The sequence below is a fragment of the Streptomyces sp. NPDC046909 genome (genome assembly GCF_040644695.1).
Classification (GTDB): domain Bacteria; phylum Actinomycetota; class Actinomycetes; order Streptomycetales; family Streptomycetaceae; genus Streptomyces.
In genome coordinates this window covers 123,969-147,751 of sequence record NZ_JBEYXC010000001.1, presented here as the reverse complement: position 1 = coordinate 147,751, position 23,783 = coordinate 123,969, and the positions used below count along the sequence as shown (strand labels likewise).

Annotated in this window: 19 protein-coding genes; 11 read left to right on the top strand and 8 right to left on the bottom strand. The window is 70.2% G+C overall.

Translation table 11 applies throughout. From position 1 onward, the window contains the following. Window positions 1–157 precede the first annotated feature (157 nt). Complete coding sequence (locus ABZ928_RS00680) at window positions 158–1,207, top strand: amidohydrolase family protein (RefSeq protein ID WP_361514205.1); 1,050 nt, start codon at window positions 158–160, stop codon at window positions 1,205–1,207. Between the two features lie 192 nt (window positions 1,208–1,399). On the opposite strand, the gene ABZ928_RS00675 is transcribed toward ABZ928_RS00680, so the two are convergent. Together ABZ928_RS00675 and ABZ928_RS00670 are read right to left on the bottom strand one after the other, a co-directional pair. Further along, on the bottom strand, window positions 1,400–2,728 hold the full coding sequence (locus ABZ928_RS00675; protein WP_361514203.1) for a class I SAM-dependent RNA methyltransferase: 1,329 nt from the start codon (window positions 2,726–2,728) through the stop codon (window positions 1,400–1,402). Window positions 2,729–2,878: 150 nt separating this feature from the next. Then, entirely contained in the window at window positions 2,879–4,927 is a 2,049-nt protein-coding gene (locus ABZ928_RS00670; protein ID WP_361514201.1) for an APC family permease, read from the bottom strand. A 447-nt stretch (window positions 4,928–5,374) separates the two neighbouring features. Between ABZ928_RS00670 and ABZ928_RS00665 the strand changes: the two genes are divergently transcribed. Further along, entirely contained in the window at window positions 5,375–6,229 is an 855-nt protein-coding gene (locus ABZ928_RS00665; RefSeq protein WP_361514199.1) for an IS5 family transposase, read from the top strand. Beyond that, complete coding sequence (locus ABZ928_RS00660; RefSeq protein WP_361514197.1) at window positions 6,226–6,624, top strand: hypothetical protein; 399 nt, start codon at window positions 6,226–6,228, stop codon at window positions 6,622–6,624. Before ABZ928_RS00665 ends, ABZ928_RS00660 begins: the two co-directional genes overlap by 4 nt. Before the next feature lie 490 nt (window positions 6,625–7,114). Here ABZ928_RS00660 and ABZ928_RS00655 read toward each other — a convergent pair whose 3' ends face one another. The 5 genes from ABZ928_RS00655 to ABZ928_RS00635 all read right to left on the bottom strand — a co-directional run bounded on the left by ABZ928_RS00655 (window position 7,115) and on the right by ABZ928_RS00635 (window position 13,297). Beyond that, complete coding sequence (locus ABZ928_RS00655) at window positions 7,115–8,098, bottom strand: ThuA domain-containing protein (RefSeq protein ID WP_361514195.1); 984 nt, start codon at window positions 8,096–8,098, stop codon at window positions 7,115–7,117. A 14-nt stretch (window positions 8,099–8,112) separates the two neighbouring features. After that, window positions 8,113–10,275, bottom strand: a complete 2,163-nt coding sequence (locus ABZ928_RS00650) for a PQQ-binding-like beta-propeller repeat protein (protein WP_361514193.1) — start codon at window positions 10,273–10,275, stop codon at window positions 8,113–8,115. A 185-nt stretch (window positions 10,276–10,460) separates the two neighbouring features. Next, window positions 10,461–11,282 carry a citryl-CoA lyase gene (locus ABZ928_RS00645; protein ID WP_361514191.1) on the bottom strand — a complete coding sequence of 274 codons (822 nt, stop codon included), beginning with the start codon at window positions 11,280–11,282 and terminating at the stop codon, window positions 10,461–10,463. Further along, complete coding sequence (locus ABZ928_RS00640) at window positions 11,279–12,481, bottom strand: CoA transferase (protein WP_361514189.1); 1,203 nt, start codon at window positions 12,479–12,481, stop codon at window positions 11,279–11,281. Before ABZ928_RS00640 ends, ABZ928_RS00645 begins: the two co-directional genes overlap by 4 nt. A 24-nt stretch (window positions 12,482–12,505) precedes the next feature. After that, on the bottom strand, window positions 12,506–13,297 hold the full coding sequence (locus ABZ928_RS00635) for an IclR family transcriptional regulator (RefSeq protein WP_361514187.1): 792 nt from the start codon (window positions 13,295–13,297) through the stop codon (window positions 12,506–12,508). A 129-nt stretch (window positions 13,298–13,426) separates the two neighbouring features. Here ABZ928_RS00635 and ABZ928_RS00630 point away from each other — a divergent pair, with 129 nt between their 5' ends. The 7 genes from ABZ928_RS00630 to ABZ928_RS00600 all read left to right on the top strand — a co-directional run bounded on the left by ABZ928_RS00630 (window position 13,427) and on the right by ABZ928_RS00600 (window position 22,405). Next, window positions 13,427–14,926: an aldehyde dehydrogenase family protein gene (locus tag ABZ928_RS00630; protein ID WP_361514185.1), complete on the top strand. Its 1,500-nt coding sequence runs from the start codon at window positions 13,427–13,429 to the stop codon at window positions 14,924–14,926. Continuing rightward, complete coding sequence (locus tag ABZ928_RS00625; protein ID WP_361514183.1) at window positions 14,923–16,680, top strand: thiamine pyrophosphate-binding protein; 1,758 nt, start codon at window positions 14,923–14,925, stop codon at window positions 16,678–16,680. Before ABZ928_RS00630 ends, ABZ928_RS00625 begins: the two co-directional genes overlap by 4 nt. Window positions 16,681–16,737: 57 nt before the next feature. Next, window positions 16,738–17,904 (top strand): ABC transporter substrate-binding protein, encoded by a 1,167-nt coding sequence (locus tag ABZ928_RS00620; RefSeq protein WP_361514181.1) that lies wholly within the window; start codon window positions 16,738–16,740, stop codon window positions 17,902–17,904. 10 nt (window positions 17,905–17,914) lie between these two features. Then, a complete protein-coding gene (locus ABZ928_RS00615) occupies window positions 17,915–18,784 on the top strand; it encodes a branched-chain amino acid ABC transporter permease (RefSeq protein WP_361514179.1) in 870 nt (289 codons plus the stop codon). Beyond that, window positions 18,781–20,661, top strand: coding sequence for a branched-chain amino acid ABC transporter ATP-binding protein/permease (locus ABZ928_RS00610; protein WP_361514177.1), 1,881 nt, complete (start codon window positions 18,781–18,783; stop codon window positions 20,659–20,661). Before ABZ928_RS00615 ends, ABZ928_RS00610 begins: the two co-directional genes overlap by 4 nt. Window positions 20,662–20,728: 67 nt before the next feature. Further along, window positions 20,729–21,475, top strand: coding sequence for an ABC transporter ATP-binding protein (locus ABZ928_RS00605; RefSeq protein WP_361514175.1), 747 nt, complete (start codon window positions 20,729–20,731; stop codon window positions 21,473–21,475). Between the two features lie 12 nt (window positions 21,476–21,487). Then, window positions 21,488–22,405 carry a shikimate dehydrogenase gene (locus tag ABZ928_RS00600; protein WP_361514173.1) on the top strand — a complete coding sequence of 306 codons (918 nt, stop codon included), beginning with the start codon at window positions 21,488–21,490 and terminating at the stop codon, window positions 22,403–22,405. Between the two features lie 103 nt (window positions 22,406–22,508). Here ABZ928_RS00600 and ABZ928_RS00595 read toward each other — a convergent pair whose 3' ends face one another. Then, a complete protein-coding gene (locus ABZ928_RS00595; protein ID WP_361514171.1) occupies window positions 22,509–22,835 on the bottom strand; it encodes a hypothetical protein in 327 nt (108 codons plus the stop codon). 92 nt (window positions 22,836–22,927) lie between these two features. Here ABZ928_RS00595 and ABZ928_RS00590 point away from each other — a divergent pair, with 92 nt between their 5' ends. After that, window positions 22,928–23,572 carry a TetR/AcrR family transcriptional regulator gene (locus ABZ928_RS00590; protein WP_361514169.1) on the top strand — a complete coding sequence of 215 codons (645 nt, stop codon included), beginning with the start codon at window positions 22,928–22,930 and terminating at the stop codon, window positions 23,570–23,572. Window positions 23,573–23,783: the final 211 nt, after the last annotated feature.

Genomic DNA, 23,783 nt, shown 5'->3' with positions numbered 1-23,783 from the left:
CCCACCCGCCAACGCGCCATCCCGCCATCGAGGCGCAGACACCCATAGCCTGCTCGTCGCGCGGTCGGCAGTAGGTGATCGGCAGTGCGTGGTCGGCGGCCGGAATGACGCGACTTCCCCGCCGTACCCCGCAGACCCGCATGAAAGGCCCCGTCGCATGTCCCCTTCAGCACAGCGCATCGACGTCCACCAGCACGTGGTGCCCGACTTCTACCGGGCGGAGCTCGCCAAGGCCGGAATCGCCGACGCCGGCGGCCGGGCCCTGCCGGACTGGACCCCCGAGTCGGCACTGGAACTGATGGACCTGCTGGGCACCACCACCTCGATCCTCTCCGTCTCCACGCCCGGCACCGGCTTCCTCACCGACCCCGGCGAGGCCGCCGACCTGGCCCGACGCCTCAACGACCACTCCGCGGCCCTGACCGCCGACCACCCGGGCCGTTTCGGCTTCTTCGCCACCCTGCCCATGCCCGACGCCGACGCCTCCGCCGCAGAGGCCGCGCGGGCCCTGGACGACCTGCGCGCCGACGGAGTCACCCTGCTCGCCAACAACCGGGGCACCTACCTCGGCGCCGACGGCCAGGACAGGCTGTGGCGCACCCTGAACGACCGCGGTGCGCTGGTCTTCGTGCACCCGGCGGAGCTGCCCGCTCCTCCCGTCGACGGCATTCCCGCCTTCGCCGCCGACTTCCTCCTGGACACCACCCGCGCCGCCTACCTCCTGGTCCGCAACGGCATCCCGCGCCGCTACCCGGACATACGGTTCATCCTCAGCCACGCCGGCGGCTTCGTCCCCTACACCTCGCACCGCATGGCCGTCACCATCGCAGGCGACACCGGGCGCAGCCCGCTCGACGTGCTGGACGACTTCCGCTCCTTCTACTTCGACACCGCCCTGTCCTCCAGCCCCGCCGCCCTGCCCACCCTGCTCGCCTTCGCCCGCCCCGGACACATCCTCTTCGGCAGCGACTGGCCCTTCGCCCCCACTCCCGCGGGCCAGTACTTCGCCAACGGCCTCGACAGCCATGTCGACTCGGGCACGCTCAAGGCCGTCAACCGCACCAACGCCGAGGCACTGTTTCCCCGTCTGGCCGCCACTCCCCCAACGCCGTCCCCAGCCCTTCCGGCACCGGTGCGGCTGCGCCGGGCGGCCCAGCGCACCGCCGCGCGTCTTGTCTTCAAGCTCGTCCAGCCCGGCACCGACTGAGCCAGGTTCCTCATGTCCACAGCCCCGCTCCGCAAGCCCGACGACCAGGCCGAGGCCACACAGGAAGCCGTCGCGATCGGCCGGCATCATCGTCCTGACCGCCGCGATCGGCTGCCTGTTCCGCGCGCCGAAGACACCGCCGACGTCCGACTGACTCCGGCACGGCGGGGACTCAAACCCGAGAACCGCGGGTCACTGCCCCTTTGCAGCGGGTTCCAGAACAGCGACGCACTCCATGTGATGCGTCATCGGAAACAGATCGAACACCCGAAGCGTCCGCACCCGGTACCCCCCGTCCCGGAAGTACCCCAGATCCCGGGCCAGCGCGGCCGGGTCGCAGGCGACGTAGGCGATGCGGCGGGCCCCCAGCGACGTCAGGTGCTCCACCGTCTTGCGTCCCGCGCCCGCCCGCGGCGGGTCCAGGACGATCAGGTCGACCTCGGTGATGCCCGTGCGCGGCAGGACGCTCTCGACCTTGCCCTGCTCGATGCGGACCCGGTCGAAGCCGGCGAGGTTGTGCCGCGCGTCCTCGACGGCCCGCTTGCCGGACTCGATGCCGAGGACCGCGCCCTTCTCGCCGAGGCGGTCGGCGAGGGCGCCCGCGAAGAGGCCCACCCCGCAGTAGAGGTCGAGCGCCATCTCGCCCTTGCGCGGCAGCAGCCCCTGCATGACGGCCTTGACCAGGGTGTCCGCGGCCATCGGATGGACCTGCCAGAAACCGCCACTGCCCACGCGATGCGTACGACCGTCAGCGCGCTCCCGGACGAACGCGCGCCCGTGGACGCGGTGGATGCCGCCGTCCTTCTCCTCGACCCGCATGACGGACACGGGCTTGTCGAGCTCGACGAGCGGGAGGCGGGCACCCGGCCGGGGTTCCAGGATGACCATGCGGTCCTGCGACCCCGTCGCCGCGATCGCCTCCACCGACGCCATCCCGGACCAGTCACGCGCCTCGATGCCCAGCTCGGTCACGCCCGGCGCCGCGATCATGCAGTGGTCGATCGGCTCGACCTCGTGCGAGCGGTGCCGGCGGAGCCCGGCGTTGCCGTCGGCGTCCACCGCGTACTGCACCCGCGTACGCCAGGCGGGCACCTGTCCCGTCGGCAGCTTGTCGCCCTCGGCCGGCAGCACCGTGCCGTCCCAGCCGGCCTCCTCGGGCGTGAGCCCGGCGAGCCGCTTGAGCTGCTCGGCGACGACCTCGCCCTTGAGCCGGCGCTGTGCCCCCGGCTTGGCGTGCTGCCAGTCGCAGCCGCCGCAGCGGCCGGGACCCGCGAACGGACAGGGCGCCTCGACCCGGTCCTTGGACGCCGAGAGCACCGAGACCGCGTCCGCGCGCAGGAACCGCGCGCCCTCCTCGCCCTCGGTCACCCGCGCCACGACCCGCTCACCCGGCAGCGTGTGCCGGACGAACAGCACCTGCCCGTCGGACGTACGGGCGATGCAGTGCCCACCGTGGGCGACGGGGCCGACCTCGACCTCGTACTCCTCCCCCACCAGCGATTTCTTCGGTTCTGCCTGCATGGCGGGGTGACTCCACAACGTCAAGGGGAAAAGGGCGGGACAAGCCAACGAGACAAGCCAACAAGACAAGTCAGCGAGACAGATCGGTGAGACAGGTCAAAGGGAACCGGGCGGGCCGACAGACCGCCCACCCAACAACAGCCCACCAGTCTACGTCCGCTCCGACGACTCCTTCGCCCGCTCCTCCGCCGGCCCCCGCCGCACCGCACCCGGCGCGCTCCACTCCTGCCGCTTGCGGGCGCGGAGCTTCGCCGCCTCCGAGGACTGGAGCTGGTACGGCACCGAGGTCACCATGACCCCCGGCGTGAACAGCAGCCGCCCCTTGAGCCGCAGCGCGCTCTGGTTGTGCAGCAGATGCTCGTACCAGTGGCCGACCACGTACTCGGGGATGATCACGGACACCGCGTCCCGCGGCGACTCCTTGCGCAGGCTCTTCACGTACTCGATGACGGGCCGGGTGATCTCGCGGTACGGCGAGTCGAGGACCTTCAGCGGTACGTCGATCCCGCGCCGCTCCCACTCCTCGCGCAGCGCCTTGGTCTCGACCGGGTCGACGTTGACGCTGAGCGCCTCCAGGGTGTCCGAGCGCAGCAGCTTGGCGTACGCCAGCGCCCTGAGCGTCGGCCGGTGGATCTTGGAGATCAGCACCACCGAATGCACCCGGGACGGGCGGACGCTGTCGTCGCTCGGTCCCTCGGGGGCCGCGATCTCGTCGGCGACGCGGTCGTAGTGCTTACGGATGGCCGACATCGTCGCGTAGAAGATCACCATGCCGAGCAGCGCGACCCAGGCGCCGTGCGTGAACTTGGTGACGAGGACGACGACCAGCACCAGGCCGGTGAAGAAGGCGCCGAACGCGTTGATCGCCCGGGAGCGGATCATGTGGCTGCGCTTCGCCGGGTCCTTCTCGGCGGCCAGGTGGCGGTTCCAGTGCCGGACCATGCCGGTCTGGCTGAGCGTGAAGGACACGAACACGCCGACGATGTACAGCTGGATGAGGCGGGTGGAGTCGGCGCCGTAGATCCAGACCAGCAGGCCCGCCGCGCCCGCCAGCAGCACGATGCCGTTGGAGAACGCGAGACGGTCGCCGCGCGTGTGCAGCTGGCGCGGCAGGTAGCGGTCCTGAGCGAGGATCGAGCCCAGCAGCGGGAAGCCGTTGTAGGCCGTGTTGGCGGCCAGGAACAGCACCAGCGCGGTCGCCGCGGCCAGCACGATGAACAGGAAGCTGCCCTTGCCGAAGACGGCCTCGGCGACCTGCGAGATCACCGGGTTCTGGACGTAGTCGGAGCCGATCGCGGCCCCGTTCTTCAGCAGGTCCACGGCCGGGTTCTCGGCCATACGGACCTTGGTCACCATGGCGAGCGCGATGATGCCGCAGAACATGGTGACGGCCAGCAGGCCCATCGCCGCCAGCGTGGTCGCCGCGTTCTTGGACTTCGGCTTGCGGAACGCCGGAACACCGTTGGAGATCGCCTCGACGCCGGTCAGCGCGGCACAGCCGGAGGAGAAGGCCCGCAGCAGGAGGAAGACCAGCGCGAAACCGGCCAGCCCCTGGTGCTCGGCCTTGATCTCGTATCCGGCCGTCGGCGCCCGCATGGTCTCGTCGAGGACCAGTCCGCGGAACGCACCCCACGCGATCATGATGAAGACGCCCGCGACGAACACGTACGTCGGGATCGCGAACAGCGAGCCGGACTCCTTCACACCGCGCAGGTTCATCAGCGTGAGCAGCACGATCACCGCGATCGCGCAGAGCACCTTGTGCTCGACCACGAACGGGACGGCGGAGCCGAGGTTCTCGATGCCGGAGGCGATGGACACGGCGACGGTGAGGACGTAGTCGACGAGCAGGGCGCTGGCGACCGTGAGCCCGGCCTTCGGGCCGAGGTTGGTGTTGGCGACCTCGTAGTCACCGCCGCCGCTCGGGTAGGCGTGGACGTTCTGCCGGTAGGAGGCGACCACCGTGAACATCAGCACGACGACCGCGACGGCGATCCAGGGGCTGAAGTGGTAGGCCGACACGCCCGCGATAGACAGGACCAGCAGCACCTCGCCGGGTGCGTAGGCCACGGAGGACAGCGGGTCGGAGGCGAAGACGGGGAGGGCGATGCGCTTCGGCAGGAGCGTTTCCCCCAGCCGGTCACTGCGCAGTGCGCGCCCGATCAGAATCCGTTTGGGCACGTCGGTCAGTTTGGACACGACAGACCATCGTAGGCGTTCGAACGGGTGCTCAACCACCTGCCACCCCGCTTCTGCCCTCCGGGTGAAAACACGGGGCGCCCCGGCTGCGGATTCCGCAGGTGGCGCGATGCGCATGCCTATATGACAAAAACCCGCCTGTTCCCCCGCCAGAACCGGCCTGTTGCCGCCCTTGGAGGTTCCATGCACGCGACCGCAGAGCTGATCGGCGCCGCCGCCGCACTCGTCGGCCTCGGAATCCTGACTCTTGCCAGCGTCCGCAGCATCAGCCGCCGCTGATCACACCGGGCCCTGCACAGGGGTGCCCGGCACGGACCGTGCGTGTGTAGCTTGGTGGCCGGTCTGAGTGGACGTTAAGTCCGATCTTCCTCGGTTCGTGATCGCTCGATCGAGGTACTGATCGTCGGACGGGCCATCTGCTGGGCATGTGCATGCTGAGATGCGGGCATGGAGCGAGAGCCGTACCCCAGCGACTTAGCGGACGAGCAGTGGGTGTTGATCGAGCCGATGATCACGGCCTGGAAGCAGGAGAGGGTGGCGCGGTCAGCGACCGGAGATCCTGGATCCTGCGATCTGCGGGAGGTCGTGAACGCGATCTTCTATCAGAACCGGACGGGCTGCCAGTGGCGCTACCTGCCGCATGATCTGCCGTCCTGGTCGGCGGTGTTCTACTACTTCGGCCTGTGGCGCCAGGACGGCCTTGACCAGCGGATTCAGGAACTCCTGCGCTGCCAGGTGAGGGAGAAGGCCCGGCGATTAGAGGACCCGTCCCTCGTGATCCTCGATACCCAGTCCGTGCGCGCGGCCGCGGGTGTCCCGAAGACCACGACGGGGCTGGACGCCAACAAGAAGGTGTCGGGCCGCAAGCGGGGATTGGCCGTCGACGTGCTGGGGCTGATCATCGGCGTCGTCGTGCCGGCCGCATCCGCCCACGACAACATGGCCGGCACCGCCCTGCTCGACCAGGCCGCCGAGCGGTGCGGGATGCGTCTGGAGAAGGCACTGGTGGACCAGGGCTTCAAGGACGAAGTCCTCATCCACGGCGCGTTGTTGGACATCGACGTCGAAGTCGTCCGCCGCAGCCCGGCCGACCAGGGCAAAGGCTTCGTCCCGCAACCGAAGACGTGGATCGTGGAGCAGGTCAACGGCACGTTGATGCTGCACCGCAGACTGGCCCGCGAGTACGATCACCGGCCCGACACGTCCACCTCGCGCGTCTACTGGGCCTCGATCGCGAACATGGCCCGCCGCCTCACCACACCGAGTCCAGCCTGGCGCGACACCCTCGGACTGGCCGCGTGAACGTCCTCGAGCTCCTGGCCGACCTCCAGGCCCAGCACGACAAGACCGCAGCCCGTGCCGACGAACTGCGTGACCAGATCCAGCACTTGACCGCCGCTCTGACCGAGACCGAAGCGCGACTCGCGAACCTGGTCACCACCCGGAAGGTCATCGCCGACCTCGCACCGGCTTCAGGCCAACCCGCACCGCCCGAGACGAACACCGTCTACCAGGCCATCGTGCACACCTTCAACCAGCATCCCAATCAAGAGTTCCGAGCCCGTGAGCTGCACGAACGCCTCGGTATGCCAACCGACGAGGCATCCGTCAACATCACCCGCAGCCGCCTCGGACGCCTCACCCGCCAAGGCTTCCTCACTCAACCCGGACGAGGCCGCTACCAGAAGCGGACTTAACGTCCACTGATCCCGAGCGCGTGGTTATCGAGATCACGATCGAGCGGGCCATGGGCCAAGTGAACATTCCCAAGCCTGCGGCCAAGGACGTCGCGGCCTAGACGGCATGTAGGTGCCGATCGTGCTGGACAACGCTTGAGGCCGTCCAAATGAAGTTCATTGCAACCCCTCCGACCTGCGAACTTCAAGACGGCAAGGCTTCAACGATCTACTCGACCAGTATCTGGGCTCCGTCACCGGGCAGATGTCATGCGGTAGTTGATGACCTCCCCGAGGGTAGAGGAACGCGTCCCCCTGGAGCAGGTGCGGGCCAGAGGGGACGCGCCGCTGCGCCTTCCCGCCGCAGCGGTCTCCGGCAGTCGGCTGAGTGCCCTGCGTTCTGCCGGAAGCGCCGCAGTCTGCTGTCGGCCGCCGCGGTTGCGTCGCGGCTGGTCGCGCAATTCCCCTCACCCCTCCGGGGCACCCGGTGCCGGACGAGGTGGGGCACGTCTCAGGCGGCCCCGCAGAAGGGCTCCCGGCCCATCGCCGACTCGATACCGCCGAGGATCAGTTTCTGGAACTCCCGCGCTCCAGGGAACGAGTCGTCGGTCGAGAAGTCCCTGGCGTCGTGGCCGAGGGTGGTCAGCCAGGCGCGTCCGCCGTCGTAGTACTGGCACCAGGCCACCGGGTGACGCCGGCCGTGGCCGGGGTGTCCCTGGTTGCCGGTGACGCCCTCGGCGAGGGTGGACTCGTCCACGGTCGCGAGGACACGGACCTCGGAGGGCGCGGGGACGAGGTTGTACCACTCGTCGGTGAAGGTCCAGCGCGCTGGGAGGTCCTCGGTGGAGGTGTCGTGGCGGTCGTTCGTGACGACGGTTCCGGGCTGGAGCGGGCCGTGGTCGTAGAAGTTAGCGCCGCCCAACAGGCCCTCGTACCAAGGCCAGTTGTACTCGGTGCCGAAGGCGTTGTGGATGCCGACGAAGCCTCCGCCGCCGCGGATGTACTGGCGCAGTGAGGTCTGTGCGGCGTCGTCGAGGGTGTCCCGGCTGGTGGAGTAGAAGATGACGGCGTTGTAGTTGAACAGCCGTGCCGGTGTGGCCAGTTGGGTGACGTCCTCGGTCCAGTCGACGGCGAAGCCGTTCGCCTGGCCCATCTTGACGACGGCGTTCTGGACGACGTTGGCGTCGGTGAGGGGCGGGTTGAGTCCGGTGGCGAGCGCGGGGCCGAGGTCGGCGTGGCGGGGGCCGGCGGTGCGGGTGTAGAGGAGGACGCGGTAGCCGTCGGTCGCCGGGGTGAAGTTGCCCCAGTCGTGGTAGCAGGCGGGGCTGGTGCCTCGGCAGACGCCGTAGTCGGGGTCGCCGAGCTGCTGGGCTCCGGTGGCCTTGTCCGTGCCGCTCGCGGACGCCTGCCGGTGGGCGCCGAGGAAGGCGGCCAGGGCGGCGATGAGGGTGATCGCCAGTGCCACGGCCAGCGGGGTGCGGGTTCTTGCCGTCATGACGGTCCGTCCTCTCACTGGACGACGATCTTGCCGGTGGACTGCGGGAAGGCCGGGTCGTTGTAGAAGTACTCGCCCGCGGTGTCGAAGGTGTACGTGTAGGACTGGCCCGGCATCAGCAGGCCGGTGTCGAACTCGGCGTCGAAGAACGCCGCGGCGCCGTGCGCCAGTTGGTTGTCGGCGGGGTTGGAGAAGGTGACCGTGGTGCCCACCGGCACGGTGAGGTGCTGGGGTGCCATCGCGGTCTGGGCGACCGTGTTCTCGACCGTGCCGGGGGCTCCGGTGGCGGTGTTCCAGATCCGGCCGAGGGTGACGGTGTTGTTCGCCGCCGCGCCGGTGACGGCGGCGGTGCGGATCTGGTTGCGGCGCGAGGGCGGGGTGGGGGCCGGGGCCTCGGCGACGGTGCCGCCCAGCTTGAACGCCCACAGGTGGTCGCCCTTGGGGATGTCGGGGAAGGGCAGACCGTTGCCGCCGGCGAGTACGGCGACGTACTGCTCGCCGTCGATCTCGTAGCTGACCGGGATGGTGTTGACCCCGGCCCCGCACTGCCAGGTCCACAGGGTCGTGCCGTCGGTGTCGTCCATCGCTTCGAGCACGCCGTCGGGACGGCCCTGGAAGAGGAGGCGGCCCGCGGTGGTGAGGATGCCGTTGCCGTGGGCGAGGGACCAGTCGCCCTCCTTGCGCCAGGCGACGGTGTTGGTGCGCGGGTCCATGGCGACCAGGCCGCCGCCGAACAACTCCCCCAGCGGGCGGGCGGTGTTGACGCGTCCGCCGTGGGTGTTGGAGTAGGAGGAGTTGACGAGGCCGTAGCCGATGTAGACGTAGCCGGTCTTCGGGCTGAACGACGGGAACGCCCAGTCCCCGCCGCCGCCCGCGCCGGGGAAGATGATGGTGGCCCGGTCCCAGAAGACGGAGTACAGGCCGCCGGTGGGGTAGAACGGCACGGGTCTGGTCGTCTTGTCGAGGCGGGGGAACGGATCCGTGAAGGGTTCGCCGCCGGGGAACGGCTGGGTGGGAGAGGTCTTCTGGGCCGCGTGCTGGGGGACCTCGCGCTCCTCCATGCCGTGGACGGGTTCTCCGGTGCGCCGGTCCAGGATGTAGAACCAGCAGGTCTTGGAGCCGTAGACGACGACCTTGCGCTTCTTGCCGTCGATGAGGAGATCGGCCAGCACGGGCGCCATGACGTTGTCGGCGTCCCAGATGTCGTGGTGGACGGACTGGAAGTGCCAGCGCCGTTTCCCGGTCTTGGCGTCGATGGCGACGATCGAGTTGGCGAACAGGTTGTCCCCGGCGCGGGAGGAGCCGTCGGTGCGGGGGTAGGGGTTGCCGAACGTCCAGTAGACCAGGCCGAGTTCGGGGTCCACGGCGGGATGGATCCAGGGCACCGCGCCGCCGGTCTTCCAGGAGTCGCCCTCCCAGGTGTCGTGCCCGAACTCGCCGGGGCCGGGCGGGCCCCAGAAGGTCCACACCACGTCACCGGTGCTCGCGTTCAGCGCGTAGCCGCGGCCCCGCGCCCCGGCGGTGGAGCCCTCGGTGCCGATGTAGATCATGCCGTCGAAGTGGACGACGGCGCCCGCGAGTCCGCCGCTGTTGCCGCCGCACTGGCCGCTGTTGTTGTCGCAGCCGTCGTCGCCGCCGTTGTCCTCGACGATGAGCGGTTTCTGCCAGACGATCGCGCCGGTCCGCCGGTCGAGGGCGTAGACGATGTTGGCGCCCGAGATGGTGAAGACCTTGCCGTCGGCGACGGCGACGCCGCGCATGTTGGTGGTCTCGGTGCCCAGGTTGGTCTTCCAGATGACCTCGCCCGTCCGGCCGTCGACGGCGAAGACGTTCTGCTGGGTGGTCTCCACGTACAGGACGCCGTCCTGGACGACGATCGTGCACTGCTGGTAGCTGCTGGTGGAGCCGCCCTCCAGGTTGACGTGCCAGGCCCCGCCGAGCCGCTTCACGTTCTTCGGGGTGAGGGAGCGCAGCGTGGAGTGGTTCTGGTTGCCGTAGTTGCCACCGACCTTGGGCCAGTCGGCCGCGCTGACGCCGAGGGCGGCGGACTGCGGCGGCACGGGCAGGGCGAGGCCGGGAGCGGAGGAGGACTCGGCCGCGGACGCCGGGGAGGCGAGAGAGGCGACCGTGCCGGCGCCGCCGGCCGCGGCGGAGAGGAGGAAGGTGCGTCGTTCCATGCGTCGTTCCATGCGTCGTTCCATGCGTCTTTCCATCGTTGCCTCGATTCGATCAAGGACCACTAGATGGTTCGCTGATGCCACTCAATGGGTTGGCGTGAACGCGTCGTCACGTTAGGGACGCGTCGCGGCTCCCGCAAGGGATGTGACCGATGGATTTCTCGGAGCTGTGGGTCAACCGCCGTCTAGAGGTGCGGCGTTGACGGGTCCAGATGAACCGGGATCATGCTGGGCGGCATGGGGCTCTTGTTGCGGCGGCCCTGTCCGCTCTCCTCCCAGGCGTGGGCCAGGATGCCCACGCTGCGGCTCAGGACGAAGAGCCCGCGCGCGAGCGGCGCCGCGAAGCCCAGTTCCGCGTAGATGACGGCGGTCGCGCCGTCGATGTTCATGGGTACGGGTTTCTTTCCCTCGCGCCCGCGATTGAGCCGGTCCTCGACCGCACGGGCGGCCCGCAGCTGGTCACCCGCCACCGTTCCGTCCGCCACGGCCCGGTCCACCAGGGCGAGCAGTGGGTCGCGTCGCGGGTCGACCGGGTGGAAGCGATGCCCGAAGCCGGGGAGATAGCGGGAACGCTCCCGCCACCGCCGTACGACCTCGGTCACGGCCGCGTCGAACGGCACGCCCTGCCCATGGTGGTCGGTGATCTCCCGGAGCAGCTGGACGCACTGCTGGCCGGCTCCGCCGTGCACGTCGCCGAGCATGTTCACCCCGGTGGCCATGGCGCTGTTGAGCCCCACCCCGCAGGTCGCCGCCATCCGTGCGGCGGCGATCGAGGGCGCCTGAGGGCCGTGGTCGACGCCGGCCACCAAGGCCGCCTCCAGCAGCCGGGCCTGCGGTGGACGTGGCAGCTCGCCGCGGAGCAGCAGCCAGATCATCTCCACGAAGGTCGTCGTGCCGATCAGGTCCTGGATGGGGTGTTCGCGTAGTTCGACGACGCCGGGTTCGATCCGGCTGACCGCGGTGGCCCACCACCGGGCGACCTGGCCGTCCTGCTCGCCGACGGTCATGAGCCCGTCGCCCCGGATGCCTGGCTCCGCGCCCGCCAGCGGGAGATGAGCCGGCTCCGTTCGGGATCGTGCTCACCGAGCAGCGGTGGCGCGGATGTCGCGGGCAAGGGTGCGCCGTCCACCAGTACACCGTTGCCGCTGACCCGGAGGGTGCGCGGGGAGCCGTCCGGATAGGGGAGGCTGGTGAAGAAGCCGCGGTGGCGCAGTTGTTCCAGTTCCACGGCCTCGGGGACGCTCAGTACACGGGCCGCCGGTACCCCGGCCGCCGACAGCGTCTCCTCCCACTCCTTCGCCGTCCGCTGGACCAGTGCCGCGTTGAGTTCGGCGTTGAGTTCCGCCCGATGGGCCTTGCGGGCCTCGCGCTCCGCGAACCGTGGATCGTCGATGAGCTCCGGTACCCCGGCCAGCCGGCAGAGCGTGACGAACTGCTCCTGCCGGTTGGCGGCGATGTTCAGCCCTCCGTCGGCGGTCTCGAAGGTCCCCGAGGGAGCGGCGGTGGCGTTCTGGTCGCCCATCGGTTCCGGATCCACGCCGCTGACCAGGTAGTTGGAGACGGCCCAGCCCATCGCGGACAGCGACACCTCCAGCATGGACACGTCCAGGCTGACGCCCTGGCCCGTGCGCTCCCGGCCGAGCAGGGCCGCGCTGATGGCCAGGGCCGCGCCGAGACCGCCGAGCGAGTCGCAGACGGGGAAGCCCACCCTCAGCGGTGCGGTGTCGGCTGTGCCGGTGATGCTCATCATTCCCGACAGGCCCTGGATGATCTGGTCGTAGGCGGGTGCGGAACTCATCGGCCCGGACTGCCCGAAACCGGTGATGGCGCAGCTGACGAGACGGGGATTGAGTTCCCGCAGTCGCTCGGTGCCGTATCCGATACGCCTCAGCACTCCGGCCCGGAAGTTCTCCAGGAGAACGTCCGCGCCGCGCACGAGTTCCTCGAAGTCAGCCCGGTCGTCGGGGTCCTTGAGGTCGAGGGTGAGGGATTTCTTGCCCGCGTTCTGGGCCAGGAACGAGGCGCCGATCCCGGCCCGGTTGAGGTCCGGATCGGGGCCGAGCGCGCGGGCGAGATCGCCCTTTCCCGGCTGCTCCACCTTGACGACCTCGGCGCCGAGAAGCATCAGGTGGTAGCTACAGTACGGGCCTGCGAGCACATTGGTGAGATCGAGAACGCGGATGCCACAGAGCGGTCGTTCGGTCATGCACCGGCTCCTTCTGCGGTGGGGTCACTTCATCGGAGTGCGCGGGCTGAGGGGGTGGTCGAAGCCCTGGTCGGACATGCGCCGGGCGACGCCCTGCAACGCGGTGACGAACCCTTGGATCACGGACTCGGGGAAGCGGTGGCTGGGGCCGCTGAGCGAGAGCGACGCGACGACGGTGCCGCTCCGGCCGGTGACCGGCACGGCCACCGCGGTCAGGCCCTCGTCCCGCTCGCCGCGGCTGACGGCGAAGCCGTGTTCGGCGGCCGTGTCCGCCCATACGCGCAGTTGCCTGGCGTGACTCGTCCCGTACGGCGAGGTCACCGCGATCCGGTCGAGCAGGCTGTCCGGCGCGGCGCGCAGCAGGATCTTCGACGAGGCGCCCGCCCACAGGGGCAGTTCGTCGCCGACCCGCACCACGTGCCGCAGCGGCTGCGGGCTCTCCTGCTGGGCGACACAGACGCGTGACGTGCCCCGCAGCATGAAGAGGTTGACGGTCTCCTGCTGTTCCTCGGCCAGTTCCTGGAACAACTTGCGGGTCTCTCGGGGGAGTTCCCAGCTCGTGTGGGCCAGGTGGGCCCAGCGCCACAGGCCGGGACCGGCGGTGTAGCCGGCCGGGGTGTCCCAGAGCAGCCCGCACTGTTCGAGCGTCTGCACCATGCGGACCGCCGTGGTCTTGGCCAGCCCGGTGGCGTCGACGATCTCCCGCAGGGTGACCGTGGGCCGGTCCTCCGTCAGCAGCCCCAGGATGTCCAGCGCCCTGCGCACACTGCGGACACCGGTCGCCTCCGCCGTCTGCTCCTGCTCGCTCCGACTCATGTGATCTCCCCGTCGCCTCGGAAACTTCCTCGAACTTCCCCCTTGTCACCGCGAGTTGGCGCCCGTACGTTACACGCCGAACCACAGAGCAGTCCACCAGTACCACTGAACGGTTTTCTGGGAGCTGGCATGCTGGATTCACTTCTCAAGGCCGGGGCGGACCTGGCGGTCGCCGAGGCGCCGCCGTACGTCGCCGGTGAATGGGGCGGCGCGGGCCCCGAACTGACCCGGACCGGCCCCTATCTGCGGCGCCTCGTCTCCCGGACCACCACGGCCACCGGCGAGGAGGCGGCCCGTGCCCTCCACTACGCCCGGTCGGGGGCCCGGACGGTGGCCGGGCTCGCACCCGCGTTCCGTGCCGACGTCCTGGACCGGGCTTCCGGGGCGGCCCTGGTCCATCGCGAGGAGCTGGCGAGGCTGCTCGCCGTGGAGTTGGGCAAGCCCGTCAAGGACGGGCTCGGGGAGATCGACCGGGTGGCGGACACCTTCGCGGTGTGCGCGGCCGAGGCCCGCCGTATCGGCGGGGAGACGTTGCCGGTCGCGGGCTGGGAGCGTGGCGTCGGGAACAGCGCGTTCACCTATCGGGCGCCGGCCGGAACCGCCCTCGCCATCACGCCTTTCAACGCCCCCGCCAACCTCCTCGCGCACAAACTCGGCGCCTCCTTCGCCGCCGGCAACACCACGCTCGTCAAGGGCCCGCCCCAGGCACCGGCCACCACCGCGGCGGTCGTGGCCCTGCTGCTGGCGGCCGGGATGCCGGCGCAGGCCGTCCAACTCCTGCACGGCGGCGGCGAGGTCGGGGCGCTGCTCTGCGCGGCGGACGAGGTCGCCGTCATCAGTTTCACCGGCAGCGCGGCGACCGGCCGGGAGGTGGCTCGCGTCGCGGGTGCCAAGCGGCTCGTCCTCGAACTCGGCGGCAACGCCGCCACGATCGTCTGCGAGGACGCCGACATCGGGCAGGCGGCCCGCAGTTGTTCGCGCACCGGCTACAGCAACTCAGGGCAGAGCTGTATCTCCGTCCAGCGTGTCTACGTCCACGCCTCGCGCTACGAGGCGTTCCTCGACGCGTTCGCCGCCGCCGTCGACGACCTGCGCGTCGGCGACCCGCTGGACCCGGGCACGGACGTGGGCTCGATGGTCGACGAGGCGGCCGCCGAGCGCGTGGTCCGCTGGTCGGCCGAGGCCGCCGAGGCGGGGGCGCGGGTGGTGCGCGGCGGCACCCGGGACGGCGCCACCGCCGCACCCACGATCGTGGCCGGTCCGCCGCCGGACTCCGCCGTCGTGGCCCGCGAGGTGTTCGGCGCGCTGGTCGCCGTGCTTCCCTACGACGACTTCGACACGGTCCTCGCGACCTGCAACGAGAGCCGTTACGGCCTTCAGGCCGGGCTGTTCACCCATGACATCCGCCGGATCATGACCGCCTGGCGGGTCCTGGACACCGGTGGGCTGATCGTGGGCGGCACCTCCAACTACCGCCTGGACCATGTCCCGTTCGGCGGGGTCAAGGACTCCGGCTTCGGCCGTGAGACCCCTCGCTCGATGATCGAGGACTACACGGTCGTCAAAACACTCCTGCTCCGGGGCCTGTCGATCTGGGGCGACGTCACCGACCCGGGAGCGAGCGCATGACCGTCGTCGCGGCCGAGGCCCTGGTCCGCCAACTTCAGTCGTACGGTGTCGAGTTCGTCTTCGGCACCTGCGGCCACACCAACATCGCCCTGCTCGACGCGCTGGGCCCGAGCTCGATCGAGTTCGTGATCGCGCGGCACGAACAGGCCGCCGCGCACGCCGCCGACGGCTACGCCCGTGCCTCGGGCAAGCCCGGCGTCCTGCTCACCCATGTCGGCCCCGGCATGATGAACGCGGTCACCGGAGTCGCCACGGCCGCGCTCGACTCCGTCCCGCTCGTCGTCATCTCCGGTGACATCCCCTCGTACTACTACGGGCGTCACCCGCACCAGGAGGTCAATCTCCACGCCGACGCGGACCAGACCGCCATCTACCGCCCGTTCACCAAGCGCGCCTGGCACGTCCACCGCGCCGAGGACCTGGCGCGCACCACCGAGCGGGCCTTCTGGACGGCGACCTCCGGACGCCCCGGTGCCGTACTCGTGAACGTACCGATGGACCTGTTCAACCGGCAGGTCGAGCCGTACGAGGACCAGTACCCGTTGCCCGGTGGCTCGCCCCTCCCCGGTCTGGACGGGCCGACCGCCGAGCGCGTCGCCGGGGAGCTGCTGGCCGCCGAGCGCCCCCTCATCTACTTCGGCGGCGGACTGCGCGAACCCGCCGCCCGCCGGGCGGTGCTGGAGCTCGCCGAACACCTCGACATTCCGCTGGCCCATTCCCTGATGGGGAAGGGGGTGCTGCCCGACAACCATCCCCTGCTGCTGGGCATGCCCGGCTTCTGGGGGCTTGCGACCACCCACGAGTACACCAAGGGCGCCGATGTGGTGCTCGCGCTGGGCACCCGGTTCGCGGAGACCGACGCCAGTTCCTGGGATCCCGCGTACACCTGGTCCTTCGGTGGCGGTGACGGCGCGTCGTCGAGCCGGCTCATCCAGATCGACATCGACCCCGCCGAGATCGGCCGCAACTATCCGGCCCACATCGGTGCCGTCGCCGACGTCGGGCACGCGGTCCGGGCCATCGGCGCCGCCGTACGAGCGGCCAGGCCCGAACCACTGGTCCGGGACGGCCTGCGCGCGACGATCGCGGCGGCGCGGCGTGCCGTCTTCGACGCCGCCCTCCAGGACGGCCGCAGTGACGACTTCCCGCTGCGGCCGCAGCGGATCCTCGCCGATCTGCGGGCGGCGCTGCCCGAGGACGCGGTGCTCGTCACGGACGTCGGCTGGAACAAGAACGGTGTCGCCCAGTGCTACGAACTCCCCGCCCAGGGACGGTTCATCACCCCGGGCGGAGCCTCGACGATGGGCTTCGGGCCGGCCGCGGCGGTCGGGGTGCAACTGGCCGAGCCGGACCGTGTGGTGGTCGCCCTGATCGGCGACGGCGGGATGAGCGCGCAACTGCCCGCCCTGCCGATGGCGGTCGAGCGGGGCCTCCCGGTCGTCTTCGTCGTGATGAACAACCGGGCCCACGGCACCATCGCCGACCTCCAGGCCTCGTCCTTCGGCCGCTCCTACGGCTGTGAGTTCACCGACCCCGAAGGGCGCCCGTACAGCCCGGACTTCGCGGCCCTCGGCCGGTCCTGCGGAGCCGACGGCTACGCGATCAGTTCCCCCGCCGACCTCTCCAAGGCCCTGGCCGACGCGCTCGCCCGGCGCCGGCCCGCCGTCCTCGACGTCCCCATGGTCAACGAGCCGGTGCCGACTCCGGGCCACTGGAACATCAAGGACATCTACCGCGGCGACTTCCCCGCCTGACGACGCACCACGGCACGTCCCGCGACTCCCCGCCCCTCCTCTCAGCGAGGTGACCTCATGTCCAGCACGCCACGCCCGCGCACCCTCCGTGCCGCTCTCTGCGCGGCCGCCGCCACCGCCGCCGCACTCACCGCGTGCAGCGCGCCCGGCGAGTCGAGCGACGACGCCGGCTCCGACTCGGGCCCCATCAAGATCGCCGTCGTCGACGCGCAGAGCGGCCAGCTCAGTTCGCTGGGCGACTGGGAGTACAAGGGCGCCAAGCTCGCCGTCGACGAGTGGAACAAGAAGGGCGGCATCGACGGCCGCAAGATCCAGCTCAAGCTCTTCGACGACCAGGGCGACCCGACGACCGGCACCAACCTCGCCCGCAAGATAGTCAACGACAAGTACGTGGCGATGATCGGTACGGCCGAGAGCGCGGTGACCATCGCGATGGCGCCGGTGCTCCAGCAGGCGAAGATCCCCAACATCACCTCGGGCCAGTCCGACGGCCTGGTCGCGCTGAAGAGCCCGTACCTCTTCCTCAACGGGCCGACCAGCACGACGTACGACTCGACGCTGGCGCAGTACCTGGTCAAGGACAAGGGCTACAAGAACATCGCCATGATCACCAACAACGGGTCCTTCGGGAAGGGCGAGCACGACGCCTTCCTGAAGGCCGCGAAGGATCTCGGCGTCACCCCCTCCACCGACCAGGTCGTCACCACCGACCAGAAGGACTTCAGCGCGGCCCTGGGCACCATCCGCTCCAAGAAGCCCGAGGTGATCTTCATCGGGTCGGAGGAGGTGGAGGCCGGGCTCATCGTCAAGCAGGCCAGGGACCTGGGCATCACCGCCCCCTTCGCGGGCGCCGCACCCCAGGGCACGCCCGTCTTCATCGACACCGCCGGCCAGGCCGCGGTCGAGGGCACCATCGTCAGCTCGCCCTATCTGAGCAACGACGTCAGCGCCGCGTCGAAGAAGTTCGCGGCCGCCTACCAGGCGGCGTACGGCAAGGAGGCTGAGTTGCACGGCGCCAAGGCCTACGACGGGGCGAACATCCTGCTGACCGCCCTGAAGACGAGCAAGGGCGCGACCGGCGAGAAGCTCGCGGAGGCCATCCGCGCCACCCGCTACCAGGGGCTCCTGGGCGACTTCCAGTACGACGAGACCGGAGTGGGCATCACACAGACCACCATCGGCGTCATCCGCGACGGCAAGCTCGTCCCCGCCGCCGGGCAGTAAGGGGCGCCCGGTGCAGGAAACACTGCAAACACTCGTCGGAGGGCTGAGCCTCGGAGCGGTCTACGCCCTGGTCGCCATGGGGTTCTCCCTCGTCTACCGCACGATGGGCCTGGTCAACTTCGCGCACGCCGACATCGCGATGATCGGCGCCTATGCGGCCTCCACCTTCTATCTGACGTCGAAACTCCCCTTCGCCGTCGCCATGATCGTGGCGATCGTCGTCACCGGCGCGATCGGTCTGGTCATCGAGCGGGTGCTGCGCCCGCTGGAGAACAAGGACTTCGACCTGATGCTGATCGGCACGATCGGCTTCGGCATCGTCCTCCAGGCCGTCGCCATCCTGATCTGGGGCACCACCGGTCGCGCGGTCCCCTCCCCCGTGCGCGCCGCCCCGCTCGACCTGTTCGGGGTGCGTGTACGGACGTACGACCTGCTCGTCATGGCGGTCGCGGCGCTCGCCGTGGTGGGCCTCGCCTGGTTCCTGGCCCGCACCAAGCGGGGCACCGCCATGCAGGCCGTCGCCATGGACCACGAGGCGGCGACGGCCGTCGGCATCGACGTCGGCCGCAGCAACGCCCTCGCCTTCTCCATCGGCGCGGGCCTCGCCGCCCTGGCCGGCGGCCTGGTCGGCCCGATGCTGTACGTCGACGCCTCGCTCGGTGGCGCCCTCGGCATCAAGGGCTTCGCCGCGGCGATGCTCGGCGGCTTCGGCTCCATCCCCGGCGCGGTCGTCGGCGGGCTCGCGATCGGCGTCCTCGACTCCTACGCCGCCGGCCACTTCCAGGGCTACTCGGTACTGGTGACCTTCCTGGTCTTCACCGTGGCCATCATGATCCGCCCGACGGGCGTCTTCGGGGAGAGGACGGTGAGCCGCGCGTGAGGCTCCCAGGGTTCCGCGGCCCCCGTACGGTCCGCGCCGCCGCGATCGCCGCCGCGGCGCTCGTGCTCTGGCTGCTGCCGTACGGCCTGGACGGGTACGCCATCCATGTCGTCGACATCGCTCTCATCTACGCCCTCCTCGCCATCGGCATGGGCCTCGCCATGGGCGTCTCCGGCCAGATCAACCTGGCCCAGGTCGCCTTCTTCGGAGTCGGCGCGTACGTCGTCGCGATCCTGACCACGCACTCCGGGTACGGGTTCTGGGCGGCGGCCGTCCTCGCGCTCCTCGCGACCATGGCGACCGGGCTCCTGGTGGGCATCCCGGCCCTGCGGATGCAGTCGCACTACCTCGGGATCGTCACCCTCGGCCTGGCCCTCGGCTTCATCAACTGGATCACCAACGCCTCGGTCACCGGCGGCGCCGACGGCATCTCGGCGATCCCCCAGCCGACCCTGCCCGGCATCGACCTCTCCAGCGAATACCTCTACTACTACCTGGAGTTGGCGGTCTGCGCGATCGGCCTCGGCTTCGGGCTCTTCGTCGTCCGCACCTCGCTCGGCCGCCGGCTGCGCGCCATGCGCGACGATCCGCTGGCCGCCGCGGCGGTGGGCGCCGAGATCCCGCTGCTGCGGATGACCGCCTTCGTCCTCGCCAGCCTGTTCGGCGGCCTGGCCGGAGTGCTGTACGCGGGCCTCATCCGGTACGTCGCCCCGGAGACCTTCTCCATCGGCAACATGTTCATCCTGCTCGCCATGGTCATCATCGGCGGCCGGCGCTCCCTGACCGGCTGCGTGGTCGGCGCCGTCGGCCTGACCCTGGTCCGCGAGTGGCTCTCCGACTTCTCCACGTACGCGCAGCTCGGGTACGGCGTGGTGGTCGTCCTCATGGTCGTGTTCGCGCCGACCGGTCTGGCCGGAGTCCCCGGTCGGGTACGCGAGTTCGTGAACCGTCGCATCGGACGCACCGAACGGCGCGCCGAACTGCGCCCCTTCCAGCCCTACGACACCGCCGAGCGCGCCCCGGCCGTCGACGCCGCACCGCTTCTGCAAGTCGCCCATGTGACGAAGGACTTCCGCGGGCTGCGTGCCCTGGACAACGTCTCCCTGACCGTTCCGCCCGGCGAGATCCGCGGCATCGTCGGCCCCAACGGCTCGGGAAAGACCACCCTGTTCAACGTCATCAGCGGGTTCTACCGCGCGACGTCCGGCCAGGTCGCCTTCGCCGGCCACACCACCACGACCTCCCGGCCGTACACCCTCTCCCGGCTCGGCGTCGCCAGGACCTTCCAGAACCTGCGCCTCTTCCAGCTGCTGACGGTGCGTGAGAACATCCTCGTCGCCCTCGACCGTACCCGCACGCACGCCCTGTGGCGGTACGCGGTGTGGCAGCCCGGCGTCATCCGGCAGGAACATCAACTGCGCGCCGAGGCGGCTGAGTTGCTGGACCGTTTCGGACTGACCGACTTCGCCTCGGCCGCGCCCGCGTCCCTTCCGTACGGCATCCAGCGCCGGATCGAGATCGCCCGCGCCATGGCCTCCCGGCCTCGTCTGCTCCTGCTCGACGAACCGGCGGCGGGTCTCAACGGCGAGGAGATGCAGCAGCTCGCCCGGATCGTGCGCTCCATCCGCGACAGCGGCACCACCGTGGTCCTCATCGAGCACAACATGGGCCTGGTCATGTCCCTGTGCGAGCAGATCACCGTCCTCTCCGGAGGCACGGTCATCGCGGAGGGCACCCCGGCCGAGGTGGTGGCGGCTCCCGAGGTGATCGAGGCGTATCTCGGCGACTCGGTGATGGCGGAGGAGGTACCTCTGAAGGCTCCGCTGCCCGCCCCGGCCGAGAACCCGTCCCCGTCCCGGAAGGAGCCGACCCGATGAAACCGGAAGGAACCGACTCAAGGAAACCGGAAGGAGCCGACACGATGAAACCGAAGGAGCCGATCCGATGAAAGCCGTCTCCGTCTCCCCCCGCGCCGAGTCCGTCGGCACGCTCGCCGTCGAGGATCTCTCCGTCCACTACGGCGGGGTCTGCGCGGTCCGTTCCATCGGTTTCACCGTGGCCCCGGGCGACTCGGTCGGCGTCATCGGCGCCAACGGGGCGGGCAAGACCTCCACGCTCAAGGCGCTGATGGGCCTGGTGCCGCGCAGCGGGGGTCGCGTCATGCTCGGCGACCGGGACCTGACGAAGGTGCGGGCCCGGGACATGGTGCGGCACGGCATCGGCTACGTACCGGAGGGCCGCCATGTCTTCCCCGGGCTGCCCGTGGAGAAGAACCTGCTGCTCGGGGCGTACGCCAGGCGCTGGGACGCCGAGACCAGGGCGACCCTGGACGAGGTGTACGAACTCTTCCCGGTGCTGCGGGAGATGAGCGGCCGGCTGGCCGGGGCCCTGTCCGGAGGACAGCAGCAGATGCTGGCGATCGGCCGTGCTCTGATGGCGAGGCCTCGTGTCCTGCTGCTCGACGAGCCGTCGATGGGGCTGTCTCCTCTCCTCGTGGGATTCATCCTCGACACCCTCGTGCGGCTGCGGGAGGAGGGGCTGAGCCTGCTGCTCGTGGAGCAGAACGCCAAGCTCACCTTCGGTGCGACCAGCCACTGTCTGGTCATGGAGAACGGCAGTGTCGCCATGACGGGTACGTCGGAGGAACTCAGCCGGGACAGCAGGGTCCGTCAGATCTACCTGGGCCTGTGAACGGGAGTGGCGATGACCCGGCCCACGGCCCAGGACTCGTATCTCGTCGGCCTGATCGGCTCCGGCATAGGCACCTCGCTCAGCCCCATGCTCCACCAGGCGGAAGCCGACCGGCTGGGCCTGCGCTACCTCTACCGGCTCATCGACCTCGACGCGCTCGGCGGCCCACCCGACCGGGTCGGCGAACTGGTCCACGTCGCGGGCGACATGGGGTTTCGCGGACTCAACATCACCCACCCCTGCAAGCAACTCGTCCTGGACCATCTCGACGCGCTCGCTCCCCAGGCCGAGGCCGTCGGCGCGGTCAACACGGTCGTCTTCGAGGGCCGGGGCCCGGACTGCCGGGCGGTGGGCCACAACACCGACGTCACCGGCTTCGCGGCCTCCTTCGACCAAGGGCTGCCCGAAGCGCGACTGCGCCGGGTGGTGCAGTTGGGCGCCGGCGGAGCAGGAGCGGCCGTCGCCCACGCACTGCTCACCCGGGGCACCCGGCACCTCGCGATCGCCGACCCTGTGCCGGATCGCGCCGCATCCCTGGTCGCACGGCTGAACCTACGATTCGGGGACGGCCGCGCGACCGTGGCCGACTCGTCCGACCTCGGCACAGTGACATCCCGGGCCGACGGTCTCGTCCACACCTCCCCAACCGGCATGACGGGCCACCCCGGCCTCCCGCTCCCCGCCGACCTGGTGCACCCGGGGCTGTGGGTCGCCGATGTCGTCTACCGCCCGCTGGAGACAGAACTCCTGCGCCTCGCGCGGGCCAGGGGCTGTGCCGTCCTCAACGGTCTGGGCATGCTCGCGTTCCAGGCCGCGGACGCCTTCCGGCTCTTCACGGGCAGGGAGCCTGATCGTGCGCGGATGCTGGCCCGGGCCACCGAGCTCGCCACATCGTTCCCAGGACCGGGAGCCCACGCATCAGGCCCTTGAGGTGGAGGCCGGAGTCGCCGGGTCAGCCGAGTGGCGACTCGACGCCGCGGCGAAGCCGGTGCTCGCCGGGCTGGAGATGCGCCTGGGCCAGATGGCACGTGGGTCAGTGCCCGGGTCCGTCCGGGACGCCGCCCACCGCGTTCTCCTCGACGACGGCGTCCGGCAGCAGCCTGGCCGACGTGCGCCGATACGTCAGTATCCCGAAGAAGCCGGCGGTGAAACCGCTGATCAGGCCGCTCATGGCGTGATTGACGGCGTTCGCCGCCGCGGTGTCCGGCAGACCGAGGACGAAGTAGTTGAGGAGTCCGCTCATCAGCGCCCCCATCACTCCGCCCACGATGCCCGCCATCAGCGCGGCACGCCCGGCGGACTGCGGGGCGCCTCCATCGGCTCGCGGGGACGACAGATCGGAACTGGTACGTGGGTTCATGGGCTGATCCCTCCGAGATCGTGCTGGCCCGCAGGTCACAGCTGTAAATAGAGCGTACGCTCCACTTTAGACTGGAGTGTACGCTCTGTTTCGTGACCGACCAACAGTCCCCCCAGCCACACAAGCTCCCGGAAGGTCTGCGCGCACCGGTGCAGTCGCGCAGCCAGCAGTCGACCGACCGCATGCTTGACGCCGCGCTGGCGATCCTCGAGCGAGAGGGAATGGAAGGGCTGAACATCGCCGCCGTCAGCCGGGAGTCAGGCGTGTCCAACGGCGCCCTCTACCACCGGTTCGGGGACCGGCACGGCCTGCTCGTCGCGGCCCAGGACCGGTTTCTGAACGACGTCACCACCTACTGGATGGCGACATCCGAGCCCCTCTGGCACCTGGACGACCCGGACGAGCTGCTGACCGGCCTGGTGGATCTGTTCCTGCGGCTCTTCGCGGAGCGTCGCTCGGTGTTCCACGCCTTCATGGTCACTGGGCGGGCCGACCCCGACCTGCACAGCCAGGGCGCCGCGATGATGCGGCGCGCGGCCGATCACTTCGTATCCCGCTTCGGCGAACGCTTCGGCTGTACGCCGTCGGCCGCGGCCACCGTGCACCAGATCCTGCAAGCCCAGGCGATCCTGCTCGTCTTCTTCGGCGACGCGACGACGGCCGCCGTCAGCGGCACGGAGGAACGCCGCTACCTGGTACGCGCCCTGAGCGCGATCCTGCGCCCCGAATCCGACTGACGCGCACGACGGCGAACTGTCGACCACCGACAGCGCTTTGACACGCGGGACCGCGCCACCTCGCCCCCCGACGGTCCTCATCCGTCTTCTGCTCGGCCGAATCGAGCGTCGTGGCTGTGGTCTTGGAGACGGCCTTGTCGGCGGCGAACGCGGACGTGCCGGTCAGGATGGTCCCGGCGACCGGGGCGGTCACCGCGAGGACGACCGCCCG

Excerpts from the sequence above, each read along its gene's own strand:
- ABZ928_RS00680 (WP_361514205.1), top strand. The coding sequence starts at position 158 with ATGTCCCCTTCAGCACAGCGCATCGACGTCCACCAGCACGTGGTGCCC.
- ABZ928_RS00675 (WP_361514203.1), bottom strand. The coding sequence starts at position 2,728 with ATGCAGGCAGAACCGAAGAAATCGCTGGTGGGGGAGGAGTACGAGGTC.
- ABZ928_RS00665 (WP_361514199.1), top strand. The coding sequence starts at position 5,375 with ATGGAGCGAGAGCCGTACCCCAGCGACTTAGCGGACGAGCAGTGGGTG.
- ABZ928_RS00655 (WP_361514195.1), bottom strand. The coding sequence starts at position 8,098 with ATGACGGCAAGAACCCGCACCCCGCTGGCCGTGGCACTGGCGATCACC.
- ABZ928_RS00650 (WP_361514193.1), bottom strand. The coding sequence starts at position 10,275 with ATGGAACGACGCACCTTCCTCCTCTCCGCCGCGGCCGGCGGCGCCGGC.
- ABZ928_RS00645 (WP_361514191.1), bottom strand. The coding sequence starts at position 11,282 with ATGACCGTCGGCGAGCAGGACGGCCAGGTCGCCCGGTGGTGGGCCACC.
- ABZ928_RS00640 (WP_361514189.1), bottom strand. The coding sequence starts at position 12,481 with ATGACCGAACGACCGCTCTGTGGCATCCGCGTTCTCGATCTCACCAAT.
- ABZ928_RS00635 (WP_361514187.1), bottom strand. The coding sequence starts at position 13,297 with ATGAGTCGGAGCGAGCAGGAGCAGACGGCGGAGGCGACCGGTGTCCGC.
- ABZ928_RS00630 (WP_361514185.1), top strand. The coding sequence starts at position 13,427 with ATGCTGGATTCACTTCTCAAGGCCGGGGCGGACCTGGCGGTCGCCGAG.
- ABZ928_RS00625 (WP_361514183.1), top strand. The coding sequence starts at position 14,923 with ATGACCGTCGTCGCGGCCGAGGCCCTGGTCCGCCAACTTCAGTCGTAC.
- ABZ928_RS00620 (WP_361514181.1), top strand. The coding sequence starts at position 16,738 with ATGTCCAGCACGCCACGCCCGCGCACCCTCCGTGCCGCTCTCTGCGCG.
- ABZ928_RS00605 (WP_361514175.1), top strand. The coding sequence starts at position 20,729 with ATGAAAGCCGTCTCCGTCTCCCCCCGCGCCGAGTCCGTCGGCACGCTC.
- ABZ928_RS00600 (WP_361514173.1), top strand. The coding sequence starts at position 21,488 with ATGACCCGGCCCACGGCCCAGGACTCGTATCTCGTCGGCCTGATCGGC.
- ABZ928_RS00595 (WP_361514171.1), bottom strand. The coding sequence starts at position 22,835 with ATGAACCCACGTACCAGTTCCGATCTGTCGTCCCCGCGAGCCGATGGA.